General features: G+C 19.0%; 20 protein-coding genes. 10 read left to right on the top strand and 10 right to left on the bottom strand.

What is annotated here, in order from left to right:
* Nucleotides 1–33: 33 nt before the first annotated feature.
* Nucleotides 34–972: a cation diffusion facilitator family transporter gene (locus GJU05_RS00275; RefSeq protein WP_208753563.1), complete on the bottom strand. Its 939-nt coding sequence runs from the start codon at nucleotides 970–972 to the stop codon at nucleotides 34–36.
* A 181-nt stretch (nucleotides 973–1,153) separates the two neighbouring features.
* Here GJU05_RS00275 and glyQ point away from each other — a divergent pair, with 181 nt between their 5' ends.
* Entirely contained in the window at nucleotides 1,154–2,035 is an 882-nt protein-coding gene (glyQ, locus tag GJU05_RS00270) for a glycine--tRNA ligase subunit alpha (protein WP_208753562.1), read from the top strand.
* 29 nt (nucleotides 2,036–2,064) lie between these two features.
* Nucleotides 2,065–4,140 (top strand): glycine--tRNA ligase subunit beta, encoded by a 2,076-nt coding sequence (gene glyS / locus GJU05_RS00265; protein ID WP_208753561.1) that lies wholly within the window; start codon nucleotides 2,065–2,067, stop codon nucleotides 4,138–4,140.
* Here the strand turns inward: glyS and dapA are convergent.
* From dapA to leuA, 6 genes are all read right to left on the bottom strand, one after another.
* Nucleotides 4,132–5,010, bottom strand: a complete 879-nt coding sequence (gene dapA / locus GJU05_RS00260; protein ID WP_208753931.1) for a 4-hydroxy-tetrahydrodipicolinate synthase — start codon at nucleotides 5,008–5,010, stop codon at nucleotides 4,132–4,134. The two genes, glyS and dapA, sit on opposite strands and share 9 nt — an antisense overlap.
* A 111-nt stretch (nucleotides 5,011–5,121) precedes the next feature.
* Entirely contained in the window at nucleotides 5,122–5,793 is a 672-nt protein-coding gene (locus GJU05_RS00255) for a nucleoside monophosphate kinase (RefSeq protein ID WP_208753560.1), read from the bottom strand.
* Nucleotides 5,794–5,810: 17 nt separating this feature from the next.
* Complete coding sequence (gene leuD / locus GJU05_RS00250) at nucleotides 5,811–6,410, bottom strand: 3-isopropylmalate dehydratase small subunit (RefSeq protein ID WP_208753559.1); 600 nt, start codon at nucleotides 6,408–6,410, stop codon at nucleotides 5,811–5,813.
* A gap of 12 nt (nucleotides 6,411–6,422) precedes the next feature.
* Nucleotides 6,423–7,817, bottom strand: a complete 1,395-nt coding sequence (gene leuC / locus GJU05_RS00245; RefSeq protein ID WP_208753558.1) for a 3-isopropylmalate dehydratase large subunit — start codon at nucleotides 7,815–7,817, stop codon at nucleotides 6,423–6,425.
* A gap of 21 nt (nucleotides 7,818–7,838) precedes the next feature.
* Complete coding sequence (gene leuB / locus GJU05_RS00240; protein ID WP_208753557.1) at nucleotides 7,839–8,930, bottom strand: 3-isopropylmalate dehydrogenase; 1,092 nt, start codon at nucleotides 8,928–8,930, stop codon at nucleotides 7,839–7,841.
* Between the two features lie 17 nt (nucleotides 8,931–8,947).
* Nucleotides 8,948–10,492, bottom strand: a complete 1,545-nt coding sequence (leuA, locus tag GJU05_RS00235) for a 2-isopropylmalate synthase (protein WP_208753556.1) — start codon at nucleotides 10,490–10,492, stop codon at nucleotides 8,948–8,950.
* Nucleotides 10,493–10,765: 273 nt separating this feature from the next.
* Here leuA and ribD point away from each other — a divergent pair, with 273 nt between their 5' ends.
* From ribD to nusB, 3 genes are read left to right on the top strand one after another with little or no spacing between them, the layout of a single operon-like run.
* The gene (ribD, locus tag GJU05_RS00230) at nucleotides 10,766–11,881 is read left to right on the top strand and encodes a bifunctional diaminohydroxyphosphoribosylaminopyrimidine deaminase/5-amino-6-(5-phosphoribosylamino)uracil reductase RibD (protein ID WP_208753555.1); all 1,116 of its coding nucleotides are present in this window, start codon (nucleotides 10,766–10,768) and stop codon (nucleotides 11,879–11,881) included.
* 34 nt (nucleotides 11,882–11,915) lie between these two features.
* Nucleotides 11,916–12,416, top strand: a complete 501-nt coding sequence (gene ribH / locus GJU05_RS00225; RefSeq protein ID WP_208753554.1) for a 6,7-dimethyl-8-ribityllumazine synthase — start codon at nucleotides 11,916–11,918, stop codon at nucleotides 12,414–12,416.
* The gene (gene nusB / locus GJU05_RS00220; RefSeq protein ID WP_208753553.1) at nucleotides 12,413–12,832 is read left to right on the top strand and encodes a transcription antitermination factor NusB; all 420 of its coding nucleotides are present in this window, start codon (nucleotides 12,413–12,415) and stop codon (nucleotides 12,830–12,832) included. Before ribH ends, nusB begins: the two co-directional genes overlap by 4 nt.
* Nucleotides 12,833–12,920: 88 nt before the next feature.
* On the opposite strand, the gene GJU05_RS00215 is transcribed toward nusB, so the two are convergent.
* The 3 genes from GJU05_RS00215 to tadA are packed head-to-tail and all read right to left on the bottom strand — an operon-like array spanning nucleotide 12,921 to nucleotide 15,257.
* Entirely contained in the window at nucleotides 12,921–13,487 is a 567-nt protein-coding gene (locus GJU05_RS00215; protein WP_208753552.1) for a DJ-1 family glyoxalase III, read from the bottom strand.
* Nucleotides 13,488–13,523: 36 nt separating this feature from the next.
* Nucleotides 13,524–14,768 (bottom strand): serine hydroxymethyltransferase, encoded by a 1,245-nt coding sequence (locus GJU05_RS00210; protein ID WP_208753551.1) that lies wholly within the window; start codon nucleotides 14,766–14,768, stop codon nucleotides 13,524–13,526.
* Between the two features lie 30 nt (nucleotides 14,769–14,798).
* The gene (tadA, locus tag GJU05_RS00205; RefSeq protein WP_208753550.1) at nucleotides 14,799–15,257 is read right to left on the bottom strand and encodes a tRNA adenosine(34) deaminase TadA; all 459 of its coding nucleotides are present in this window, start codon (nucleotides 15,255–15,257) and stop codon (nucleotides 14,799–14,801) included.
* A gap of 191 nt (nucleotides 15,258–15,448) precedes the next feature.
* Between tadA and hisS the strand changes: the two genes are divergently transcribed.
* From hisS to dnaB, 5 genes are all read left to right on the top strand, one after another.
* Entirely contained in the window at nucleotides 15,449–16,735 is a 1,287-nt protein-coding gene (gene hisS, locus GJU05_RS00200; protein WP_208753549.1) for a histidine--tRNA ligase, read from the top strand.
* A gap of 56 nt (nucleotides 16,736–16,791) precedes the next feature.
* Nucleotides 16,792–17,985, top strand: a complete 1,194-nt coding sequence (locus tag GJU05_RS00195; RefSeq protein WP_208753548.1) for an outer membrane protein assembly factor BamB family protein — start codon at nucleotides 16,792–16,794, stop codon at nucleotides 17,983–17,985.
* 18 nt (nucleotides 17,986–18,003) lie between these two features.
* Nucleotides 18,004–19,341, top strand: coding sequence for a ribosome biogenesis GTPase Der (gene der / locus GJU05_RS00190; protein ID WP_208753547.1), 1,338 nt, complete (start codon nucleotides 18,004–18,006; stop codon nucleotides 19,339–19,341).
* 73 nt (nucleotides 19,342–19,414) lie between these two features.
* Complete coding sequence (dusA, locus tag GJU05_RS00185) at nucleotides 19,415–20,395, top strand: tRNA dihydrouridine(20/20a) synthase DusA (RefSeq protein WP_208753546.1); 981 nt, start codon at nucleotides 19,415–19,417, stop codon at nucleotides 20,393–20,395.
* 65 nt (nucleotides 20,396–20,460) lie between these two features.
* Nucleotides 20,461–21,846: a replicative DNA helicase gene (gene dnaB / locus GJU05_RS00180; protein ID WP_211080470.1), complete on the top strand. Its 1,386-nt coding sequence runs from the start codon at nucleotides 20,461–20,463 to the stop codon at nucleotides 21,844–21,846.
* Nucleotides 21,847–21,851 lie beyond the last annotated feature (5 nt).

Here is a 21,851-nt window from a genome sequence, read left to right as displayed (position 1 = left end):
TACCTCAAAATATATAATATTTTATTAATAAAATTAATTTTTAAAAAAACCTTTATATTTTTCAGAAACGATAGAATATGGATCTTGATGTATAATTATATCTGAATAAGGAAATTTTTTATTTAAAGCATTTTCTATTTTTTTTGCAATTGAATGTGATTCTAATAAAGGTAAATTATCTTCTAATACTAAATGAAGTTGTATAAAACGAGTAGGACCTGATTGTCTTGTTTTTAATTGATGTGCTCCTTTTACTCTTGGCCAAGAAGTAATTAAATCTATTATAATTTTTTTTTCATGTTCTGGTAAAGATCTATCTAATAGAGATTGTATTGCTTTATAACCTACTTTAAAAGCATTAAAAAAAATAAATATACTTATAATTAATGCTATAAAAGAATCTGCCTGTTTTACATTAAAAAAATTTAGAAATAAAGCTATTAAAATTGCACTATTAATTAAAATATCAGATTCATAATGAATCATATCAGCATGAGTAGCTTGACTATTTGTTTTAGCAATTACTTTTTTTTGGAAAATTACTAATATTAAAGTTAAAAAAAATGAAATTATAATAACTATTATTCCAATAATCGGATAATGTAATTTAGTAGGATGAGATATATATTTTAAACTATTTAAAAATAAAAATATTGCTGTAATACAAATAAATATACTTTGTGTTAAAGCAGATAATGCTTCAGCTTTACCATGACCAAAAGTATGTTCTAAATCAGCAGGTTGTAAAGAATAATATATAATTAATAAATTAGTTGATGAAGATGTAATATCTACTAAAGAATCTACACAAGCAGCTAACATACTTATAGATTTAGTTTGCCACCAAGCTAATAACTTTAATATTAATAATGTTAAAGATAATAAAATTGCTAAATTTGTAGCTTTTGTTATTAATTTATTATATTCATTTTTTTCTTTTTTAAAAGAAATTTTTTTAGATATATTATTCATATTTATATTTAATCCATATTAAAAATTTTTATAATTTTATAAATTTTTTATATTAAAAATAATAAATTATTTTAACATTAATTTTTATTCTATTAAAAATATGTTAAATTTTAATTTATATTTTATTCAAAATAATAAATATTATTATAATAAAATAATAAAATTAAATAAATTTAAAAAAATGAAAGAATTTAATAATGAAAAAACATTTCAAGGAATGATTTTTATTTTACAAAATTATTGGGCAAAACAAGGTTGTAGTATAATTCAATCTATTGATACTGAAGTTGGAGCTGCAACATCACATCCAATGACATGTTTATATGCAATAGGAAAAAAACCAATTAAATTAGCTTATATACAATTATCAAGAAGACCATCTGATGGACGATATGGAAAAAATTCTAATAGATTACAACAATATTATCAGTTTCAAGTAATAATGAAACCACCTCCTAATAATATTCAATTTTTATATTTAAAATCTTTAGAAAAATTAAAAATAGATTTAAAAAATAATGATCTTTGTTTTATCAGTGATAATTGGGAAAATCCTACATTAGGTGCATATGGAATAGGATGGGAAATATGGTTAAATGGGATGGAAATAACTCAGTTTACATATTTTCAACAAATGGGAGGAATATTATGTAATCCAATTACAGGAGAAATTACTTATGGACTAGAAAGATTAGCAATGCATATACAAGATGTAAAAAATATATTTGATTTAATATGGAATAAAGATAAAAATCATTTTATTACTTATAAAGATTTTTTTTATGTAAATGAAAAAGAACAATCTGTTTATAATTTTAAACATACAAATATTAATTTTATTATATATTGTTTTCAAAATTATGAAGAAGAAATTAGTTATTTATTAAATTTAGAAAAACCATTAATTTTTCCTGCATATGAAAAACTTTTAAAAGCATCTCATTGTTTTAATTTATTAGAAGCACGTAGATTTTTATCTCATACTGAAAGACAAAGATATGTTTTAAAATTACGTAATATGACAAAATTAATTGTTACAAAATATTATAATTATATAAAATAACAAAATTATTAATTAGGTAATATAATCTTATGTATAATAATATATTATTATTAGAAATTGGTATAGAAGAAATACCTTCAAATTATTTATTAAAAATATCTCAAATAATTTTAAAAAATTTTAAAAATGAATTAAAAAAAAATTATTTTGAATATAAAATAATAAAATGTTTTTTTACTTCTAGACGTATTGCATTACAAATATATTTTATAAAAATAATACAATCTAATCATTTTTTTAATATCAAAGGTCCTTTTATTTCTAACGAAAAAAATATTTTGGAGAATAAAATAGTCCAATATTGGATGAAAAAATATAATATTAAAGATATTAAAAATATTTTTTATAAAAATAAATATATTTTTTATAAAAAAATAATAAAAGGATTACATATTAAACATTTATTATCAAAAATGATAATTAATACTTTAAAAAATATTATTTCTATTCCTAATTTTATGTATTGGAATGAAAATATTTTTAAATTTATTAGACCAATAAGAAATATTGTATTAGTTTTAGGAAAAAAAAATATTAAAAAAAAAATATTAAATCTTAAATCAAATAATATTATTCAAGGACATAGGTTTATGTGTCAAAAAAAAATAGTTTTGAAAAATTCAGAAGAATATGAAAAATTATTATTTGAAAAAGGAAAAATAATTGTTGATTATGTTAAAAGAAAAAATATTATTTTTAATAAAATAAAAAAAATAGCAAATAAATTACATGCAATTATTAAAATAAATGAAATTTTTTTAGAAGAATTATCTTGTATGGTTGAATGGCCTGTATTATTAATAGGAAAATTTAATAAAAAATTCTTAAAACTACCATCGGAAATATTATCATATGTGATGATTAAATATCAAAAATATATTCCTTTATACGATAAAAAAAATAATTTATTATCTAATTTTATTATATTAATAAATATTCAAACAGATAATAATGAAAGAATTATTAATAATAATGAACAAGTAATTAAATCAAGATTTAAAGATATTCAATTTTTTTTTGAAAATGATTTAAAAATAAAATTTGAACAATATTTAAATAAATTAAAAAATATTATTTTTCAAAAAAATTTAGGTAATTTATTTGAAAAAACTATAAGAATAGAAAAAATATCTCAATATATAGCAAAAAAAATTATTCAAAATATTAATATTATAGATTGTATCAGAGCAAGTAAATTATCTAAATGTGATTTAGCAACACAAATGGTTTATGAATTTCCTGATTTACAAGGAATTATTGGGATGTATTATGCAAAATATAATAAAGAAAATATAAATGTAACACAAGCTATAAAAGATCAATATCAATATAAAAAAAATAATTTTATACCTAAAAATATAGTTTCTTGTGTTTTATTTATTGCAGATAAAATAGATACTATAGTAGGAATGTTTAGTATATCATTAATACCAACAGGAGATAAAGATCCATTTTCTTTAAAATACGTAACATTAATTATAATAAGAATTATTATAGAAAAAAAAATACAAATTAATTTAATTAAATTAATTAATTTTAATCTTTTTTTATATAAAAAAAATCTTATTAATAAAAAAAAAATATTAAAAGAAATATTATTTTTTATAAAAAAAAGATGTAAAAATTGGTATATATCATTAGGATATAAAAAAAATATTATTAATTCTATTTTAAATAATCAAATAGATGATTTATTAGTTTTAGATTATAAAATAAAAGCATTAAATTTATTTCTTAAAAATGAAAAAAAACAAAGTAATTTTTTAATTTTTACTTATAAAAGAATAAATAATATTTTATTAAAAAATAAAAAATATATAAATATAAATAACCAAATTAATACTTCTCTTTTAAAAGATAAAGAAGAAATTATTTTATTCAGATATATTATTAAATTATCTAAAATTTTAAAATTAAAAATTAAAAATAATGAATATTATAATATATTATTAATATTATCTGAACTATATTATCCTGTTAATAATTTTTTTAAAAAAGTAATAATTAATCATCAAGATAATCAATTTAAAAAAAATAGAGTTTTAATTCTATATCATATAAAAGTATATCTATCAATAGTAACTAATATTGTTGATTTATATTAATTTTAGTTTCTTTAATGTGTTTTCTATAATTTTTTGATTACACCTTGTGAGTGGTGTCATAGGGAGTCTCATTTTATCATTTTTAATTAATCCTAATCTTTTTACTGCCCATTTTATGGGTATTGGATTAGATTCAAGAAATAATTGATTATGTAATATAATTAGTTCTTTATTAATTTTTTCTGCTTCATAAATTTTTTTTTCTTTTATATAATTACAAAATTTATTCATTTTTGATGCAACAATATTAGCTGTAACAGATATAATACCATCACCACCCAATAACATAAATTCAAAAGAGGTTTTATCATCTCCACTAATTAAAAAAAATTTTTTTTTTATTAAATTTTTAATTTTATTTACACGAGATAAATCTCCAGTAGCCTCTTTTATACCTACTATATTATTAATTTTTGATAATTTATAAATTGTTTTTGGTAATAAATCACATCCTGTTCTTGAAGGAACATTATATAATATTTGTGGTAATTTAGTATTGTTTGCAATTTCTTTAAAGTGTTGGTATAAACCTTCTTGTGTAGGACGATTATAATAAGGAGTAATATTTAAACAACCTATAATTCCTGAATTTTCAAGAATAGATATTATTTTTATACTTTTAGACGTAGAATTAAATCCTGTTCCAGCTATAATAGGTATTTTTTTTTCTGAAAAATCTAATGCATACATTATAACATCTATATGTTCATTATATGTTAATGTAGCAGCTTCTCCTGTTGTTCCCATAATAACAATTGCTTTTGTACCACTATTAATATGATATTTAATAAGTCTTTGTAAACTTTTTTTACAAAGATTACCTTTAATATCCATTGGAGTTATAAGTGCTACAATACTTCCGGTAAACATTAAATGATAATCCATATTAATTAGTATTAATTAATAAATAATAACAAAATTAAAGTAAATAAACAAATTATTATAATTTTATAATTTAATTAAAATTTAAAAAAATAAAAACTATTTTTTTATTTTATTTAATTTTTGTAAAAAATTATCTATTTTTTTTTTTACATCTAAAATAGATAATGTATTATTAATCTTTTTATAAATAATTTTATTTTTTAAATAATCTTTATTATAATATTTAATTAATGGTTTAGTTTGTTTAAAATATTCTTTTAAACGATTTTTTACTGTAATTAGATTATCATCTGTTCTAGTTATTAATTTTTCACCTGTTATATCATCTTTATTTTTTATCTTTGGAGGATTAAAAATTATATGATAAGTTCTACCTGAAGGTAGATGTATTTTCCTACCTATAATTCTTTTAATAATTTGATTAATTGGTATATAAAATTCTAAAATAATATTTATTTTTATATTTTCTTTTTTTAGAATATTAGCTTGTAAAATATTTCTAGGATATCCATCTAATAAAAAACCTTTTTTACAATCAATATTGTATAATCTATTTTTAATAATTTTAATTATTATATCATCAGGAACCATAATACCTTTTTTAATAAATTTTTTTATTTTTTTAGTTAAAAAATTATGTTTATTATTTAATATATAATTTCTTAACATATTACCTATAGAAATATTAGGTAAATTATATTTTTCAGATATAAATCTAGCATAAGTTCCTTTACCTACTCCAGGAGGACCTAATAATATTATACGCATTTAATAATATGCTCATTTTAAAAAAATTTAAAATATGTTTTTTCAAAAATATTAATTTCTTTAGAATATTTTTTTGTTAAATCTATTTGATCTAAATCATTTGTAATAAAATTAATTATATCATTACTCATTTTAAAATAAAAAGATTGATTATCAATTGTAATTTTTTTATAAAATAAATCTATATAACAAAAAATTCCAGGAGATTTTTTTATTATAAAAAATAATTTATCAATTATTTTTTTATTTAAAATAATTAATAATAATTTATTATTAATTGCATTATTATAAAATATATCTGCATAACTAGATGAAATAATAGTATGAAAGCCAAAATCTAATAATGACCATGGTGCATGTTCTCTAGAAGAACCACATCCAAAATTATCTCTAGTTAATAAAATTTTTGAATTCTTAAATTCTTTTTTATTTAAAATAAAATCAGGATTAATGATTTTATTTTTATTATCTAAATATCTCCAATCATTAAATAAATATTTTCCAAATCCTTTTTTATTATTTTTTTGTAAAAATTGTTTTGGTATAATCACATCTGTATCAATGTTTGATATATTTAAAGGAACTATAATACCATTATATTGTAATTTTTTATTCATAAATATTTCTTATTATAAGTTTATATTAATAAAATAACCATATATAGCTGTAATTGCAGCTATAATAGGACTAACTAAATGAGTTCTACTATTACGTCCTTGACGACCTTCAAAATTTCTATTACTAGTAGAAGCACATCTTTCTCCAGGATTTAATCTATCATCATTCATTGCTAAACACATAGAACATCCTGAGTATCTCCATTCAAAACCAGCATTTTTAAAAATTTTATCTAAACCTTCTTTTTCAGCTTGTTTTTTTACCATATTAGATCCTGGTACAACTAGAGCAGTAATATGAGAAGCAATTTTTTTTCCTAAAACTATTTTTGCTGCAGATCTTAAATCTTCAATTCTAGAATTTGTACAAGAACCAATAAATACTTTATTAACTTTTAAATTAATTAATTTAGTTCCTTCATGTAAATCCATATATTTTAAAGCTTTTATAGCTAATTTTTTTTTATTTTCATTTTTATAAGAATTTATTAATGGAATAGTTTCATTTATACCAATTATTTGTTCTGGATTAGTACCCCATGAAATTTGAGGAGTTAAATTGGTGATATCTATATTTATAATTTTATCAAATTTAGCATTATTATCACTATATAATGTTTTCCAATACTTTAAAGCTTTTATCCATAATTCTCCTTTAGGAGAGAATTTTTTATTTTTTAAATATGATAAAGTTATATTATCAGGTGCAATTAATCCTGCTTTAGCTCCCATTTCAATAGACATATTACAAATTGTCATTCTAGATTCCATACTTAATTTTTTTATAACATTACCACTAAATTCAATAATATATCCATTACCTCCACTAATACCAATTTTCCTAATTATTGATAAGATAATATCTTTTGCAGTAATATTTTTAGGTATATTACCAGTAATATTTACTAACATATTTTTAGAAAGATTTTGTTTTAAAGTTTGAGTAGCTAAAACATGTTCTACTTCTGAAGTACCAATACCAAAAGCTAAAGCGCCAAATGCTCCATGAGTAGAAGTATGTGAATCTCCACATACAATAATCATCCCAGGTAATGTAATACCTTGTTCTGGTCCTATAACATGTACAATACCTTGTAAAGGATGATAAATATCATATAATTTAATATTAAAATCATTACAATTTTTTATAAGTGTTTCCATTTGTTTTTTAGCTATATAACCAGATGCTGATATATCTTTTATTTTAGTTGATACATTATGATCCATAGTTGCAAAAGTTTTATTTGATCTATAAACTTTTCTATTTTTATCTCTTAATCCTTGAAATGCTTGAGGTGAAGTAACTTCATGAATAAAATGTCTATCAATATATAATAAATTGATATTTTTTTTTAAATTACAAATAATATGTTTATCATATATTTTTTCATATAATGTTTTGCTCATATATTTATACCTATTTATATATTAAATAATATTTTCCATAATTAATGTTCCCATATCATCAGTTGTAATTATTTTTTCATTTATACTATTTGTAGATAAATCTTTTGTTCTATAACCTATATTTAATATTTTTTTAATAGCATTTTTAATTTTTTGAGATACATTTTTTTCTTTTAAAGAATATTCAATTAACATCGCTAATGATAATATTTGTGCTATAGGATTGGCTATATTTTTACCAGCAATATTAGGAGCAGAACCTCCTGCTGGTTCATATAAACCAAAATAATTTTGATTAAAACTAGCTGAAGGTAAATTACCTATTGATCCAGAAATCATAGCACATTGATCAGATATAATATCTCCAAATAAATTTGGACATAATATAACATCAAATTGTGAAGGATTTTTCATTAATTGCATCACGGCATTATCAATATACATATGATCTAATTTTACTGATATATATTTTTTTGATATATCTGTTAAAACTTCACGCCATAATATTGATGTATTTAAAACATTAGCTTTATCAATAGAACATATTTTTTTTTTTCTTTTTAAAGCTATATTAAAAGCTATATGTGCAATTCTTTCTATTTCAAATCTTGAATATATTTCAGTATCAAATGCATATTCATCTATACCTTTACCTTTTCTTCCATTTGGAAGACCAAAATATATACCTCCTGTTAATTCTCTAATACAAATAATATCAAAACCTTTATATAAAATTTTTTCTTTTAAAGGACTTAAAATACTTAAATCTTTATAAAAAAAGGTAGGACGTATATTTGCAAATAAATTAAAATGTTTTCTTAATTTTAGTAATGATCCTTTTTCTGGTCTTTTATGTAAAGGTAAGTAATCCCACTCAGGACCTCCTACAGATCCAAATAATATAGCATTAGATTTTTCACAACCATATAATGTTTTTTTAGGTAATGGATTACCATATATATTTATAGCAGCCCCCCCTATATCATAGGTATCAATAACTATTTTTTTAGTTATATATTTTTTTATTTTTTCTAATATTTTTATTGCTTGTTTCATAATTTCTGGACCTATACCATCTCCAGGTAAAATAGCTATTTTAAATATATCTGACATTATTATTCCTTAAAATTTTAAAATTTATGAATTTTCATTATATTTTTTTGTACTTGATCAGATCTCCAAATATTATTAAGACAATTAATAATAGAAATAATTGAAGCTTTTATAATATCTTTAGATAAACCAATACCATGAAAAATTTTTTTTTTGTATTTTATTTTGATAATAACTTGTCCAATTGATTCTTCAGTATGATTTTTAGTTGTTAAAATATATTGAATAAATTTTATATCATAATTTGTTATTCTAATTATTGTTTTATATATTGCATCAACTGGTCCTAATCCTGTTGAAGCTTCTAATTTTATTAAATCTCCACATTTTAATTTTATAGTTGCAATAGATATATTAGAATTTGATTGTACATTAAAATATATTAATGAATAATATTCTGTATTATTTTCTATTTTACTATTAAAAGCTAATGATTCTAAATCATAATTAAAAATTTGTCCTTTTTTATCAGCTAATTTAATAAATTTATTATATAATTTATTAATATCATATGTATTTTTTTTATATCCCATTAAATTCATATGATATTTAACTGCAGCTCTCCCTGATTTAGAAGTAAGATTAATTTTAGTTTTATTAAATCCTATATCTTTAGGATTTAATATTTCATAAGTTTTTTTATTTTTTATCATCCCATCTTGATGAATACCAGAAGAATGTGAAAAAGCATTACTTCCTACAATAGCTTTATGTATAGCTAATGGAATATTACAAATATTACTTACTATTTTACTTGTATGATATATTTTTTGATAATTTATATTAGTATAAAAATGCATATTTTTTTTTCTTGTATATAAAGCCATAATTACTTCTTCTAAAGCACAATTACCGGCTCTTTCACCTATCCCATTAATAGTACCTTCTATTTGTCTTGCACCTGCATTTATTGCAGTAATAGCATTACCTACAGCCATTCCTAAATCATTATGTGTATGAACTGAAATAATACATTTATCTATATTATCTACTTTTTTTTTTAAATAAGAAATTATATTATAATATTCTTGAGGAAATGTATAACCTACTGTATCTGGTATATTAATCGTTGTTGCTCCTGCATTAATAGCTGCTTGTACAACTAAACATAAATCATTAATAGGTGTTCTACTACCATCTTCGCAAGAAAATTCGATATCATCAGTATATTTACGAGCATATTTTATCATAAATGATATTTTTTCTATTACTTTATCTAAAGTAGTTTTTAATTTTGTAATAATGTGTATAGGAGAAGTTGCTAAAAAAATATGAATTCTAAAATTATCGGATTTTTTTAATGATTTATAAACCATATCTATATCTTTTTCTTTACATCTTGCTAAACCACATAATTTACTATTTTTTATAATATATGATATTTTTTTTGCAGTTTGATAATCATTAGGAGAAGAAATTGGGAATCCAACTTCAATAATATCAATACCCATTTCTTCTAAAGATAATGCTATTTCTATTTTTTCTTTAGTATTTAAATTAGATTTTAGTGATTGTTCTCCATCACGTAATGTAGTATCAAAAAGAATAATTTTTTTTTTCATATATATGTTATCTCTTAAAACAAAATTTATTAAGTATATTTATTATAATTTTTTATATTAAAATAATTTTAATAACTAATTAAATAATTAGAAATATTATATTTTAAATATATATAATATATTAATTATATTAATTTATATTTATAAAATATTTAAATAAAAAATTAATTTTTATAAATTTTTATTTAATTTAATTAATAATTTTTATATTAAATGATAATAATTAATATTAAAATTATAAATTGTTAAAATATTATATTTTTTAAGGATATTATGTATTCAATAGATAAATTTTATATGATGTATGCAATTAAATTAGCTAAATTAGGTATTTTTACTACAACTCCTAATCCTAATGTAGGATGTGTTATTGTAAATAACAATAAAAAAATTGTTGGTCAAGGATATCATTTTAAAACAGGGGAATCTCATGCAGAAGTTAATGCATTAAAAATGGCTGGTGAATATGCTAAAGGATCAACAGTTTATATTACACTTGAACCTTGTAATTATACAAATTTAACACCTTCTTGTTGTGAAGCATTAATTAATGCTAAGATAAAAAGATTAGTAGTTGCATCAAAAGATCCGAATCCAAAAGTTAATGGTCAAGGATTAAAATTTTTATATTCTAAAGGAATTAAGATAACTAATAATATTTTATCAAAAAAAGCTAAATCAATAAATTATGGATTTTTTAAAAGAATAAATACTGGTGTTCCTTGGATACAACTTAAATTAGCATCATCTTTAGATGGTAAAATTGCATTATTAAATGGAAATAGTAAATGGATATCATCAAAAATATCTAGAAAAGATGTTCAAAAATTAAGGGCAAAAAGTACAGCTATTTTAAGTACAAGTAAAACTATTTTACAAGATAACTCTACTTTATTAGTTAAATGGAATAAATTAGATTATTATATAAAAAAAATATATCCTAAAAAATTATTAAGACAACCAATTAGAATTATTTTAGATAGATTAAATCAAATAAAACCTAGTGATAAAATAATTTTATTTCCTGGTAAAATATTTTTAATAAAATCAAAATATACTTTTGAAAATTGGCCTAATTACGTAGAACAAATTATTGTTCCTGAAATTAATGGTTATTTTGATTTAAAATATTTATTTAAAATATTAGGTAATAAAAAAATTAATTCTATTCTTATAGAAGCAGGGAGTATACTATCAGGATATTTAATTGCTTATAATTTAGTAGATGAATTAATTATATATTTAACACCTAAGTTATTAGGAAATATTACATTAAATATGTGTGATATAAATAAATTTATGAATGTTATTAATGTACCTAATTTTTATTTTACAAATATTAAAAAAATAGGACCAGATTTAAAATTAATATTAAAACCTATTAAATAATTTTATAAAAAATAAGAGGATATATAAAAATATTATGAAAATAATTGATGAAAATATCATAGCTCCTAATGCTTTTATTGCAATTGTTATATCAAGATTTAATACTTTTATAAATAAAAATTTATTATATTCTACTATTGATACTTTACAAAGAGTAGGTATGGTTCAAGATAAAAATATAACTATATGTTGGGTTCCAGGAAGTTATGAAATAGCATCAGTTATTAATTTATTAATACAAAAAAATACTTATGATGGTATAATAGCTATTGGAACTATCATTAAAGGAGAAACATCTCATTTTAAATATCTATCTCAAGAAGTTTGTTCTCAAATATCTAATTTATCAGTAAAAAATAATATTCCAATTTCTTTTAGTATATTAACAACAGATAATATTGAACAAGCACTTGAAAGATCTGGTATTAAAAGAGGTAATAGAGGTACAGAAGCAGCTTTAACATTATTAGAAATGATTAATATATTTAAAGCAATACAATTATTACATTCAAAAAATAAAAAGGAAGTTAAGTGAAATTCACTGGCAGATATTATTCTAGAAAATATGCTTTACAAGCAATTTATTCTTGGCAATTATCTAAAAATAATTTTAATGATATTCAATATTATTTTTTAAATGAATCAATAAAAAATATTAAGATTATCGATATTGATTATTTTAATGATTTAATAAATGGTGTTATAATTAATAGTTTTTATTTAGATAATGTAATGAAACCATTTTTATCTCGTAAATTATTTGAATTAGGACAAATTGAAAAAGCAATTTTACGTATTTCTTTATATGAATTAATAAATCGTTTAGATGTACCATATAAAGTAGTAATAAATGAAAGTATTTGTCTTGCAAAAAAATTTGGGGGGGTTGAAAATAGTTATAAATTTATTAATGGCGTATTAGATAAAATAGCAAATAAATTAAGAATTTAAATAATTAATTTTTTTAAATAATTAATAATAAGATATATCTTTTACTATATAATAGCATTTATTGTTATTTATATTTTAAAATATTTATTTATAGTTCTCTTTCAATTTTTGAAGATATTTCTTTACCTAAAATAATTTTTACTAATTTTAAATTAAATTTAATTGCATATTTTACACTTTGTGCTGTTAATAAATTATATCTATCATCCCAATAAACTGGGTATTTTGCCCATTGTTGATATGGTATTAAATATTTTAAACCTAAGTATCCAGTCATTTTAGCATTAGGAAATAAATTATTAGCAATAATAACCATTGCAGGTGCAGCACATATTGCTCCAATTATTTTATTAGCTTTTTTAATTTTTTTTAAAAATTTTAATAAAAAATAATTTTTTTGAAAAAATTCTGATGCTTGTAACCCTCCTGGTAAAATAATTGCTATTATATTCTTAAAATTAATTTTTTCTATATCATTGAAAAAAAAATCACTTATGATTCTTGTACCATGAGCACATATTATTTCTCTTTTGTTATTTATACTAATTAGTATAACATTTATATTACTTCTATTTAAAATATCTATAGATGATATAGTTTCTATATCTTCGATACCATCAGTAACACAAATAAGAACAGAATAATATTTTTTCATTGGAAAATTTACCTTATTTAAATAAATAAAATTTTATTAATTATATATAGGAAATAATTTACATAATTTTATAATATTATTTTTTATATTTGGATAATATTTGTTTTTTTGATTTAAAATATTTATAATATATTTACATAATAAATATATTTCTTTTTCTTTAAAACCTCTTTTAGTAATAGCTGGAGTTCCTATTCTTATTCCAGAAGTAATAGATGGGGGGTTTATATCATTAGGTATACTATTTTTATTAACAATAATATTATGTTTTTCTAATAATATTTCAGCTTCTATACCTGTAATATTTTTATTTGTTAAATCTATAATAAATAAATGGTTATCAGTATTATTAGATACTATTTTATAATTATATTCTTTAAATATTTTTACCATTAATTTCGCATTTTTTAAAACTTGTTTTTGATATATAATAAAATTTGGTTCTAATGCCTCTTTAAATGCCATTGCTTTAGCAGCAATAATATGCATTAAAGGTCCTCCTTGACTACCAGGAAAAATAGATTGATCAAATTTTTTAAATAAATGTACATTTTTTTTTAATGATAATATAATACCTCCTCTAGGTCCACATAATGTTTTATGAGTTGTACTAGTAACTACATGTGCATAAGGTAATGGATTTGGATATAATCCTGCAATAATTAATCCAGCAATATGTGAAATATCAACAAAAAAATATGCATTTACTATATCTGCAATACTTCTCATTTTAGCCCAATTACATATTCTTGAATAAGAAGAAAAACCTCCAATAATCATTTTTGGTTTATATTTTTTTGTTAATTTTAATAAATAATTATAGTCAATTATACCTTTTTTATTAGTTTTATATGATATATTTTTATAAATTTTTCCTGAAAAATTTACTTTAGATCCATGTGTTAAATGACCTCCATGTGAATTTTCTAATCCCATAATAATATCTCCAGGTTTTAATAAAGCCATATATACAGCAAAATTAGCTTGAGAACCTGAATGTGGTTGTACGTTCACATAATCTGCGTTAAATAATTTTTTGGCTCTTTTTATAGCAATATTTTCAATTTTATCAATATATTTACAACCTCCATAATATCGATAATTAGGATATCCTTCTGCGTATTTATTAGTTAATATAGATCCTTGAATTGACATAATATTACGTGATGTATAATTTTCAGAAGCTATTAAATTAATATTTTTTTCTTGTCTCATTGATTCTTTGTTTATTATATTTAATAATTCTGTATCATATTCTAATATTTTTTTATTTTTTTTCAAATTAGATTACCTTTCTTTTATAAATAAAAATTATTTTTTTTTTCTTTTTGAATAAAAAAAATTTTGTATAAGATTTGTACATTCTTTTCTTAAAATTCCAGAATTTATTTTTATTTTATGATTTATATTATAAATTCCTAATAAATCTATAAAAGATCCTATATTAAAATATTTCTTATTATAAGTACTAAATACTAAACGAGAAATTCTACTCATAATTATAGCACCAGAACACATTAAACATGGTTCTAATGTCACATACATAGTTGTATTTAACAATCTATAATTTTTTAAATATTTTCCAGCTTTTCTTAAAGCTATTATTTCAGCATGTGCTGTAGGATCATTTTTTTTAATTGTATTATTATTTCCAAAAGATATTATTTTATTATTTTTTACAATAATTGCTCCTACTGGTATTTCACCATTATATTTTGTTAATTTAGCAAAATATAAAGCATATTTCATCCAATAAATATCGTTTTTCATTAAAAATATGTTTTTTTATTTTATTAAATAAATATAATTTAATTTTATTGAATAAAAAATATATAAAGAATATATATTTTATTTCAAATAATTTATTGTTATTAGTATAATAGATTTAAAATTTTATTAAAATATTGAAAAATAATTTAAATTATTAAATTAATTTTTATAAAAAAGAGAGATATTTTCTAGTGATAAAAAAAATTACAGCAATTTATGGTATGCATGATTATTTATTTCCAAATACTTTAATATGGAGAAATATTGAAAATATTATTGAACATACTTTAAATAATTATGGATATCAGGAAATTAAATTACCTATTTTAGAAAAAAGTGAATTATTTAAAAAAAATATTGGAGAGTATACTGATATTATTGAAAAAGAAATGTATACTTTTTTAGATAAAAATAATAATTATTTAACTTTACGTCCAGAAGGTACTACTGGATTTATTAGAGCTATTATAGAAAATAATATTTTTAATAAAAATAAACGTTTTTGGTATAATGGTCCTATGTTTCGTTATGAAAGACCACAAAAAGGAAGATATAGACAATTTCATCAAATTGGTATTGAAATACTTGGATTAAAATCTCCTTATATTGATGCTGAAATTATTATTATTATAAATAATATATGGAAAAAATTACATATTATGGATAATATTTTTTTAGAAATTAATTCTTTAGGTTCTTTAAAAGATAGAAAAAAATATATAAAAGAGTTAATATTTTTTTTAGAAAAAAATTCTAATTTTTTAGATTTAAAAGATAGAAAAAAAATTTATACAAATCCTCTAAGGATCTTAGATAGTAAAAATAAAAATATTAAAATTTTACTAAAAAATGCGCCAAAATTACAAAACTATCTTAATGATAAGAGTGTAAATAAATTTAAAGAATTATGTAAAATTTTGAATTTTATGAATATACAATTTACTATAAATAATTATTTAGTAAGAGGATTAGATTATTATAATGATATAGTATTTGAATGGAAAACTAATGATATAGGAAAAGGAACCTCTAAAACTATTTGTGGTGGTGGAAGATATGATAAATTAATTAATAATATGAGTAATGATAAAATTAATAATGGTATTGGTTGTGCTATTGGTATAGAACGTTTAATTTTATTAGTAAATATTATACAGTCTATAAAAATAGATATTAAATATTTAGTTGATATTTTTTTAATACCAATGGAAAATAATCATATTTTAAAGAAAATTTTAGTTATTGGTGAATTAATTAGAAATAAATTTCCTAAACTTAGAGTAATTACTAGTTATCTTTTTAAAAATTTAAAAAAACAAATTATTCAAGCAAATAAATACAAATCACATTATATAATAATAATAGGCCAAAAAGAAATAGATAATAATTCAATTATTATTAAAAATTTATTTTTAAAAAAACAAATAATTATACCAGAAAATAAATTAATATTTTATTTAAAAAAAATATTTTATTAATATTATTTTTAATAAAAAATATATTTAATTAAATTTTAATTCTAAAAGAGTAAAACATGAAAATAAAATTATCAAAATTAATAATATTAATATTTATTTTTTGTTCTATTTGTTTAACTTCTTGTACATATGAAAAAAATATTTTTTTACATAAAAATAATAATTCATTATCTAAATTAAATAAAATAAAATTAAAATTAATTTGGAAAAATAAAATAGGAAAAAATAGTATTTTTTTTAAAAAATTAAATCCCTTTTATTATAAAGGGTTTTTATATTTAGCTAATAGTAATGGATTTATTTATTGTATAAATATAAAAACAGGAAAAATTATTTGGTATATTAATTTAATTAATAAATCTTGTTTTTTTTCATCTTGTAAAGATGAATATATTACTTCCGGACCTATTATTGCAAATAACTATTTATATGTAGGTAATCAACAAGGAAAAGTTTTTGCAATAAATATTAAAACAAAATCTATAAATTGGATACAAAATGTATTTAGTGAAGTATTATCTAATTTTGTTATTAGAAAAAATATATTAATAGTACATAGTATTGGTAATATTTTACAAGGGCTAGATAAAGATAATGGTAAAATTTTATGGACAATTAGTTTAGGGAATTCAAATATATTTTCTATAAGAGGTTTATCCACCCCTGTACTTTTTTTTGATAATATAATTATTGGTAATGATAATGGTTTAATTAGTTCTCGTATAGCTTCTAATGGATCATTAATATGGGAACAAAATTTATTAAAATTTGATGATAAAGAAAATTTTATTAATATAAATGATATTGATGTACAACCAGTTATATATAATGAAATTGTTTATGTATCATCTTATAATGGTGTTTTTATGGCTTTAAATTTAAGTAATGGAGATATTATTTGGGAAAAAACATATTTTACTCATAAAAATTTTATTATAGATAATAATATTATTTATTTAATAGATATTAAAAATAGAATTTTTGCATTAAATGCAAAAAATGGTCATTTAATATGGATACAAGACAAATTTAAAAATAGTAAAATTAATAATTTATTTATTTATAAAAAAAAAATTTTTTTTACAAATAATAAAGGATTTCTTTATTGGATAGATTCTGAAAAAGGAATTTTTCTTGGAAATAAAAAAATTGATAAATATAAAATAAATTATATTTTGTTAATAAAAAATAAATTAATTATACAAACTATATATAATAAAATATATTTATTTAAAATTTTAATAATATAATAAATAAAAGAGATAAAAATGAAATATAAATATCCTATTATTACTATATTAGGCGATAGTAATGTAGGAAAATCTTCTTTATATAATATTTTAATTAAAAAAAATGATGCATTAGTTAATAAGATACCAAATTTTACAATGGATAGAAAATATGGTAATGCTAAAATTAAAAATTATAAATTTATTTGTGTAGACACAGTAAGTTATAACAAATTTGAAAAAAAAAAATCTTTAATAAAAGAACAAATTTTGTTATCAATTAAAGAATCTAATCTTATTTTATTAATAATAAAAGGTGATAAACTGAATATTACAGATTATAAAATTATTAATAATATTAGAAAATATAATAAAAAAATAATTATTTTACTAAACATAAAAAAAAAATATTTTTTAGATACTGAATTTTATTCTTTAGGTATAAATTTTTATCAAATAAATATTATGAATAAAAATGATATTTTAAAATTTAAAAAAATATTATTTTTTTATATAAATAAAATTTATATAAAAAAAAATTTTTTAAATAAATTAAATACTAAATTTTTAGTAAAAAATAAAAATAAAAATATTAAACTAGCTATTATAGGTATGCCAAATGTAGGTAAATCTACTTTAATAAATAAATTTGTTAATGAAAAAAGAATAATTATTGATGATATACCTGGAACAACAAGAGAAAATATTTCTATATCGTTAAATCATTTAAATAAAAATATTACTATAATTGATACAGCAGGTATAAAAAAAAAAAATAAAATTATAAATCAAATAGAAAAAATTTCAATTAATGAATCTTATAAAACTATAAAAAAATCTGATATAATTTTATATATAATTAATGGAGAAAAAAAGAATTTTTATAATCAGGATATAAAAATAATAAAATATATTATTTTACAAAAAAAACCTATTATTATAATAATTAATAAAATAGATCTTATTAAATTTCAAGATATTATTTTTATAAAAAAACTTATAAAAAAAAAATTTAAATATTTTCCTATAATTTCTATTTCTGCTAAATTTATTGTAAATTTAAAAAATATTTTTAAATTAATATATAAAATATATAATATTTCAAAAAAAATATATAGTACTTCTAAACTTATGAAAATTTTAAATTTAGCAACTAAATTAGTTTTACCTCCTATGTATAATGGTCGACGTATAAAATTAAAATATATACATCAATTAAAAAATAATTTTTTAGTATTTAAAATACATGGTAATCAATTAACAAAATTGAATAATAATTATAAAATTTATTTACTAAATTTTTTTTATAAAAAGTTAAAATGTATAGGTAGTATTATAAATTTTAAATTTAAAGAAAACAAAAATCCATACAAATAATTTATTAAAATATATTTAATATTTTATTATATATTATGTAATAAATAATATTTTTAATTTATTGATCATAAATATGAAAAAGAATATTCCATATTTTAGATTTGAAATAGCTCCTATGTTAAAAAAAACGAATAAACATTGTAGATATTTTTATCGTAAATTAACTAAAAAATCACTTTTATATACTGAAATGATTCATTGTAATTTTATTAAAAAAAATCCAATTATTTTATTAGAAAATAAAAATATTGATAATATTGTATTACAAATAGCTGGTAATAAACCAAAATTATTATCTTTATGTGCTAAACAAGCAGAAAAAATAGGATATAAAGAAATTAATTTAAATTTAGGTTGTCCTTCTTTAAGGTCTCAAAAAAATAATTTTGGGGCATGTTTAATGCACCATCCTTTAATTGTATCAGATTGTATTAAATCTATGAGTGATAGTGTTTCTATACCTATTACTGTAAAAATGCGTATTGGTATAAATAATGATGATAATTATGATTTTTTACATAAATTTATTGATTTACTTATAAATAGTGGATGTAGCAGATTTATTATTCATGCAAGAAAAGCTTTACTTTATAAAAAAATTAATACAAGAAAAAATTTAATAATTCCTAAGTTAAATTATAAAATTATTTATAAGATAAAATATAATTTTCCAAATATAAAAATTTCAATTAATGGTGGTATTAAAACTTTATTAGATATAAAAAAACATTTAAAATATGTTGATGGAGTTATGATTGGAAGAGAAATTTTTAAAAACCCTATGATTTTAACAGATATAGATAAATATATTTATCATACTAAATCTATTAGTAAAAATCCTATAATAATAGTAAAATCTATGTTTTCTTATATAGAAAAAGAACTAAAAAAAGGTATTCCTTTAATAACTATTATTACTCCTTTATTAAATATTTTTTATGGTGTTCATGGTTCACATAATTTTAAAAATTTTATTTTTAATAAAAAAAAAATTTTAAAAAAAAATAATTTAGATGTTTTAAAAAAAGCATTATCTTTTATAAAAATAAAATAATAAATTTTATTTTTATTTTTTAAGTAAATTTAAAATTAAATTTATATATGGTAATAAATAATTGAATGAAACAATTTAAAAAAGATATTCAAATTGAAAGAATTAAGATTCCTCCTCATTCTTTAGAAGCAGAACAATCAATATTAGGAGGATTGATGTTAGATAATAATCGCTGGGAACATATTATAGAAAAAATAATAGTAGATGATTTTTTTATTTTATCCCATAGAATAATTTTTAATGAAATGAATTATTTAGTAGAATTAGGTAAACCTATTGATTTAATAACACTTTCTGAATCTTTAGAAAATAAAGAAAAATTAAATCAAGTAGGAGGATTTGCATATTTAGCTGAATTATCAAAAAATATTCCTAGTATATCAAATATATATGCTTATGCTGATATTGTTCATGAACGTGCTATAATTAGGGAAATGATATCTGTTGCAAATGAAATAGCAGAAGCAGGATATTATCCAAATGGAAGAAATAGTGAATATTTATTAAATTTAGCTGAATCTCGTGTATTTAAAATTGCAGAAAAACGTTTTAGTAAAAATACTAAACCTAAAAATTTAGAAGAAATTTTAGAAGTTACTATTTCTAAAATTGAATCTTTTTATAATTCTCCTAAAAAAGGTATTACAGGATTAGATACTGGTTATCATGAATTAAATAAAAAAACATCAGGATTACAAAATTCTGATCTTATTATTATTGCAGCACGTCCTGCTATGGGAAAAACTACTCTGGCAATGAATATTTGTGAACATACAGCAATATCTCAAGATAAACCTGTATTAATATTTAGTTTAGAAATGCCTTGTGAACAAATTATGATTCGTATGCTTGCATCTCTTTCGCGTGTAAATCAAAGTAAAATTAGAACAGGACAATTAAATGATGATGATTGGAAGAAAATATCAAATACAATGGGTATTTTATTAAAAAAAAAAAATATATATATTGATGATTCTTCAGAATTAACTCCTACAGAAATTAGATTACGTTCTAGAAGAATATTTAGAGAACATAATGGTTTAAGTTTAATTATGGTAGATTATTTACAACTAATGAGAGTCCCTTCATTATCTTTTAATAGAACATTAGAAATATCTGAAATTTCTCGTTCTTTAAAATCATTGGCTAAAGAATTACATGTTCCTGTTGTTGCTTTATCTCAATTAAATAGATCTTTAGAACAAAGATCTGATAAACGTCCAATGAATTCTGATTTAAGAGAATCTGGTTCAATAGAACAAGATGCAGATCTTATTATGTTTATTTATAGAGATGAGGTATATAATGAAAGTACTAATTTGCATGGTATAGCTGAAATTATTATAGGAAAACAAAGAAATGGACCAGTTGGTACTATAAAATTAATTTTTAATAACCAAATTACACGTTTTGATAATTATTCAAATTATTATAATAATGAAAATATTTGATCTTT

It is taken from the genome of Enterobacteriaceae endosymbiont of Donacia fulgens (assembly GCF_012567545.1).
GTDB lineage: Bacteria > Pseudomonadota > Gammaproteobacteria > Enterobacterales > Enterobacteriaceae.
Note: the sequence above shows the minus strand (reverse complement) of the source record. Positions and strands in the feature narration are given on the sequence as shown.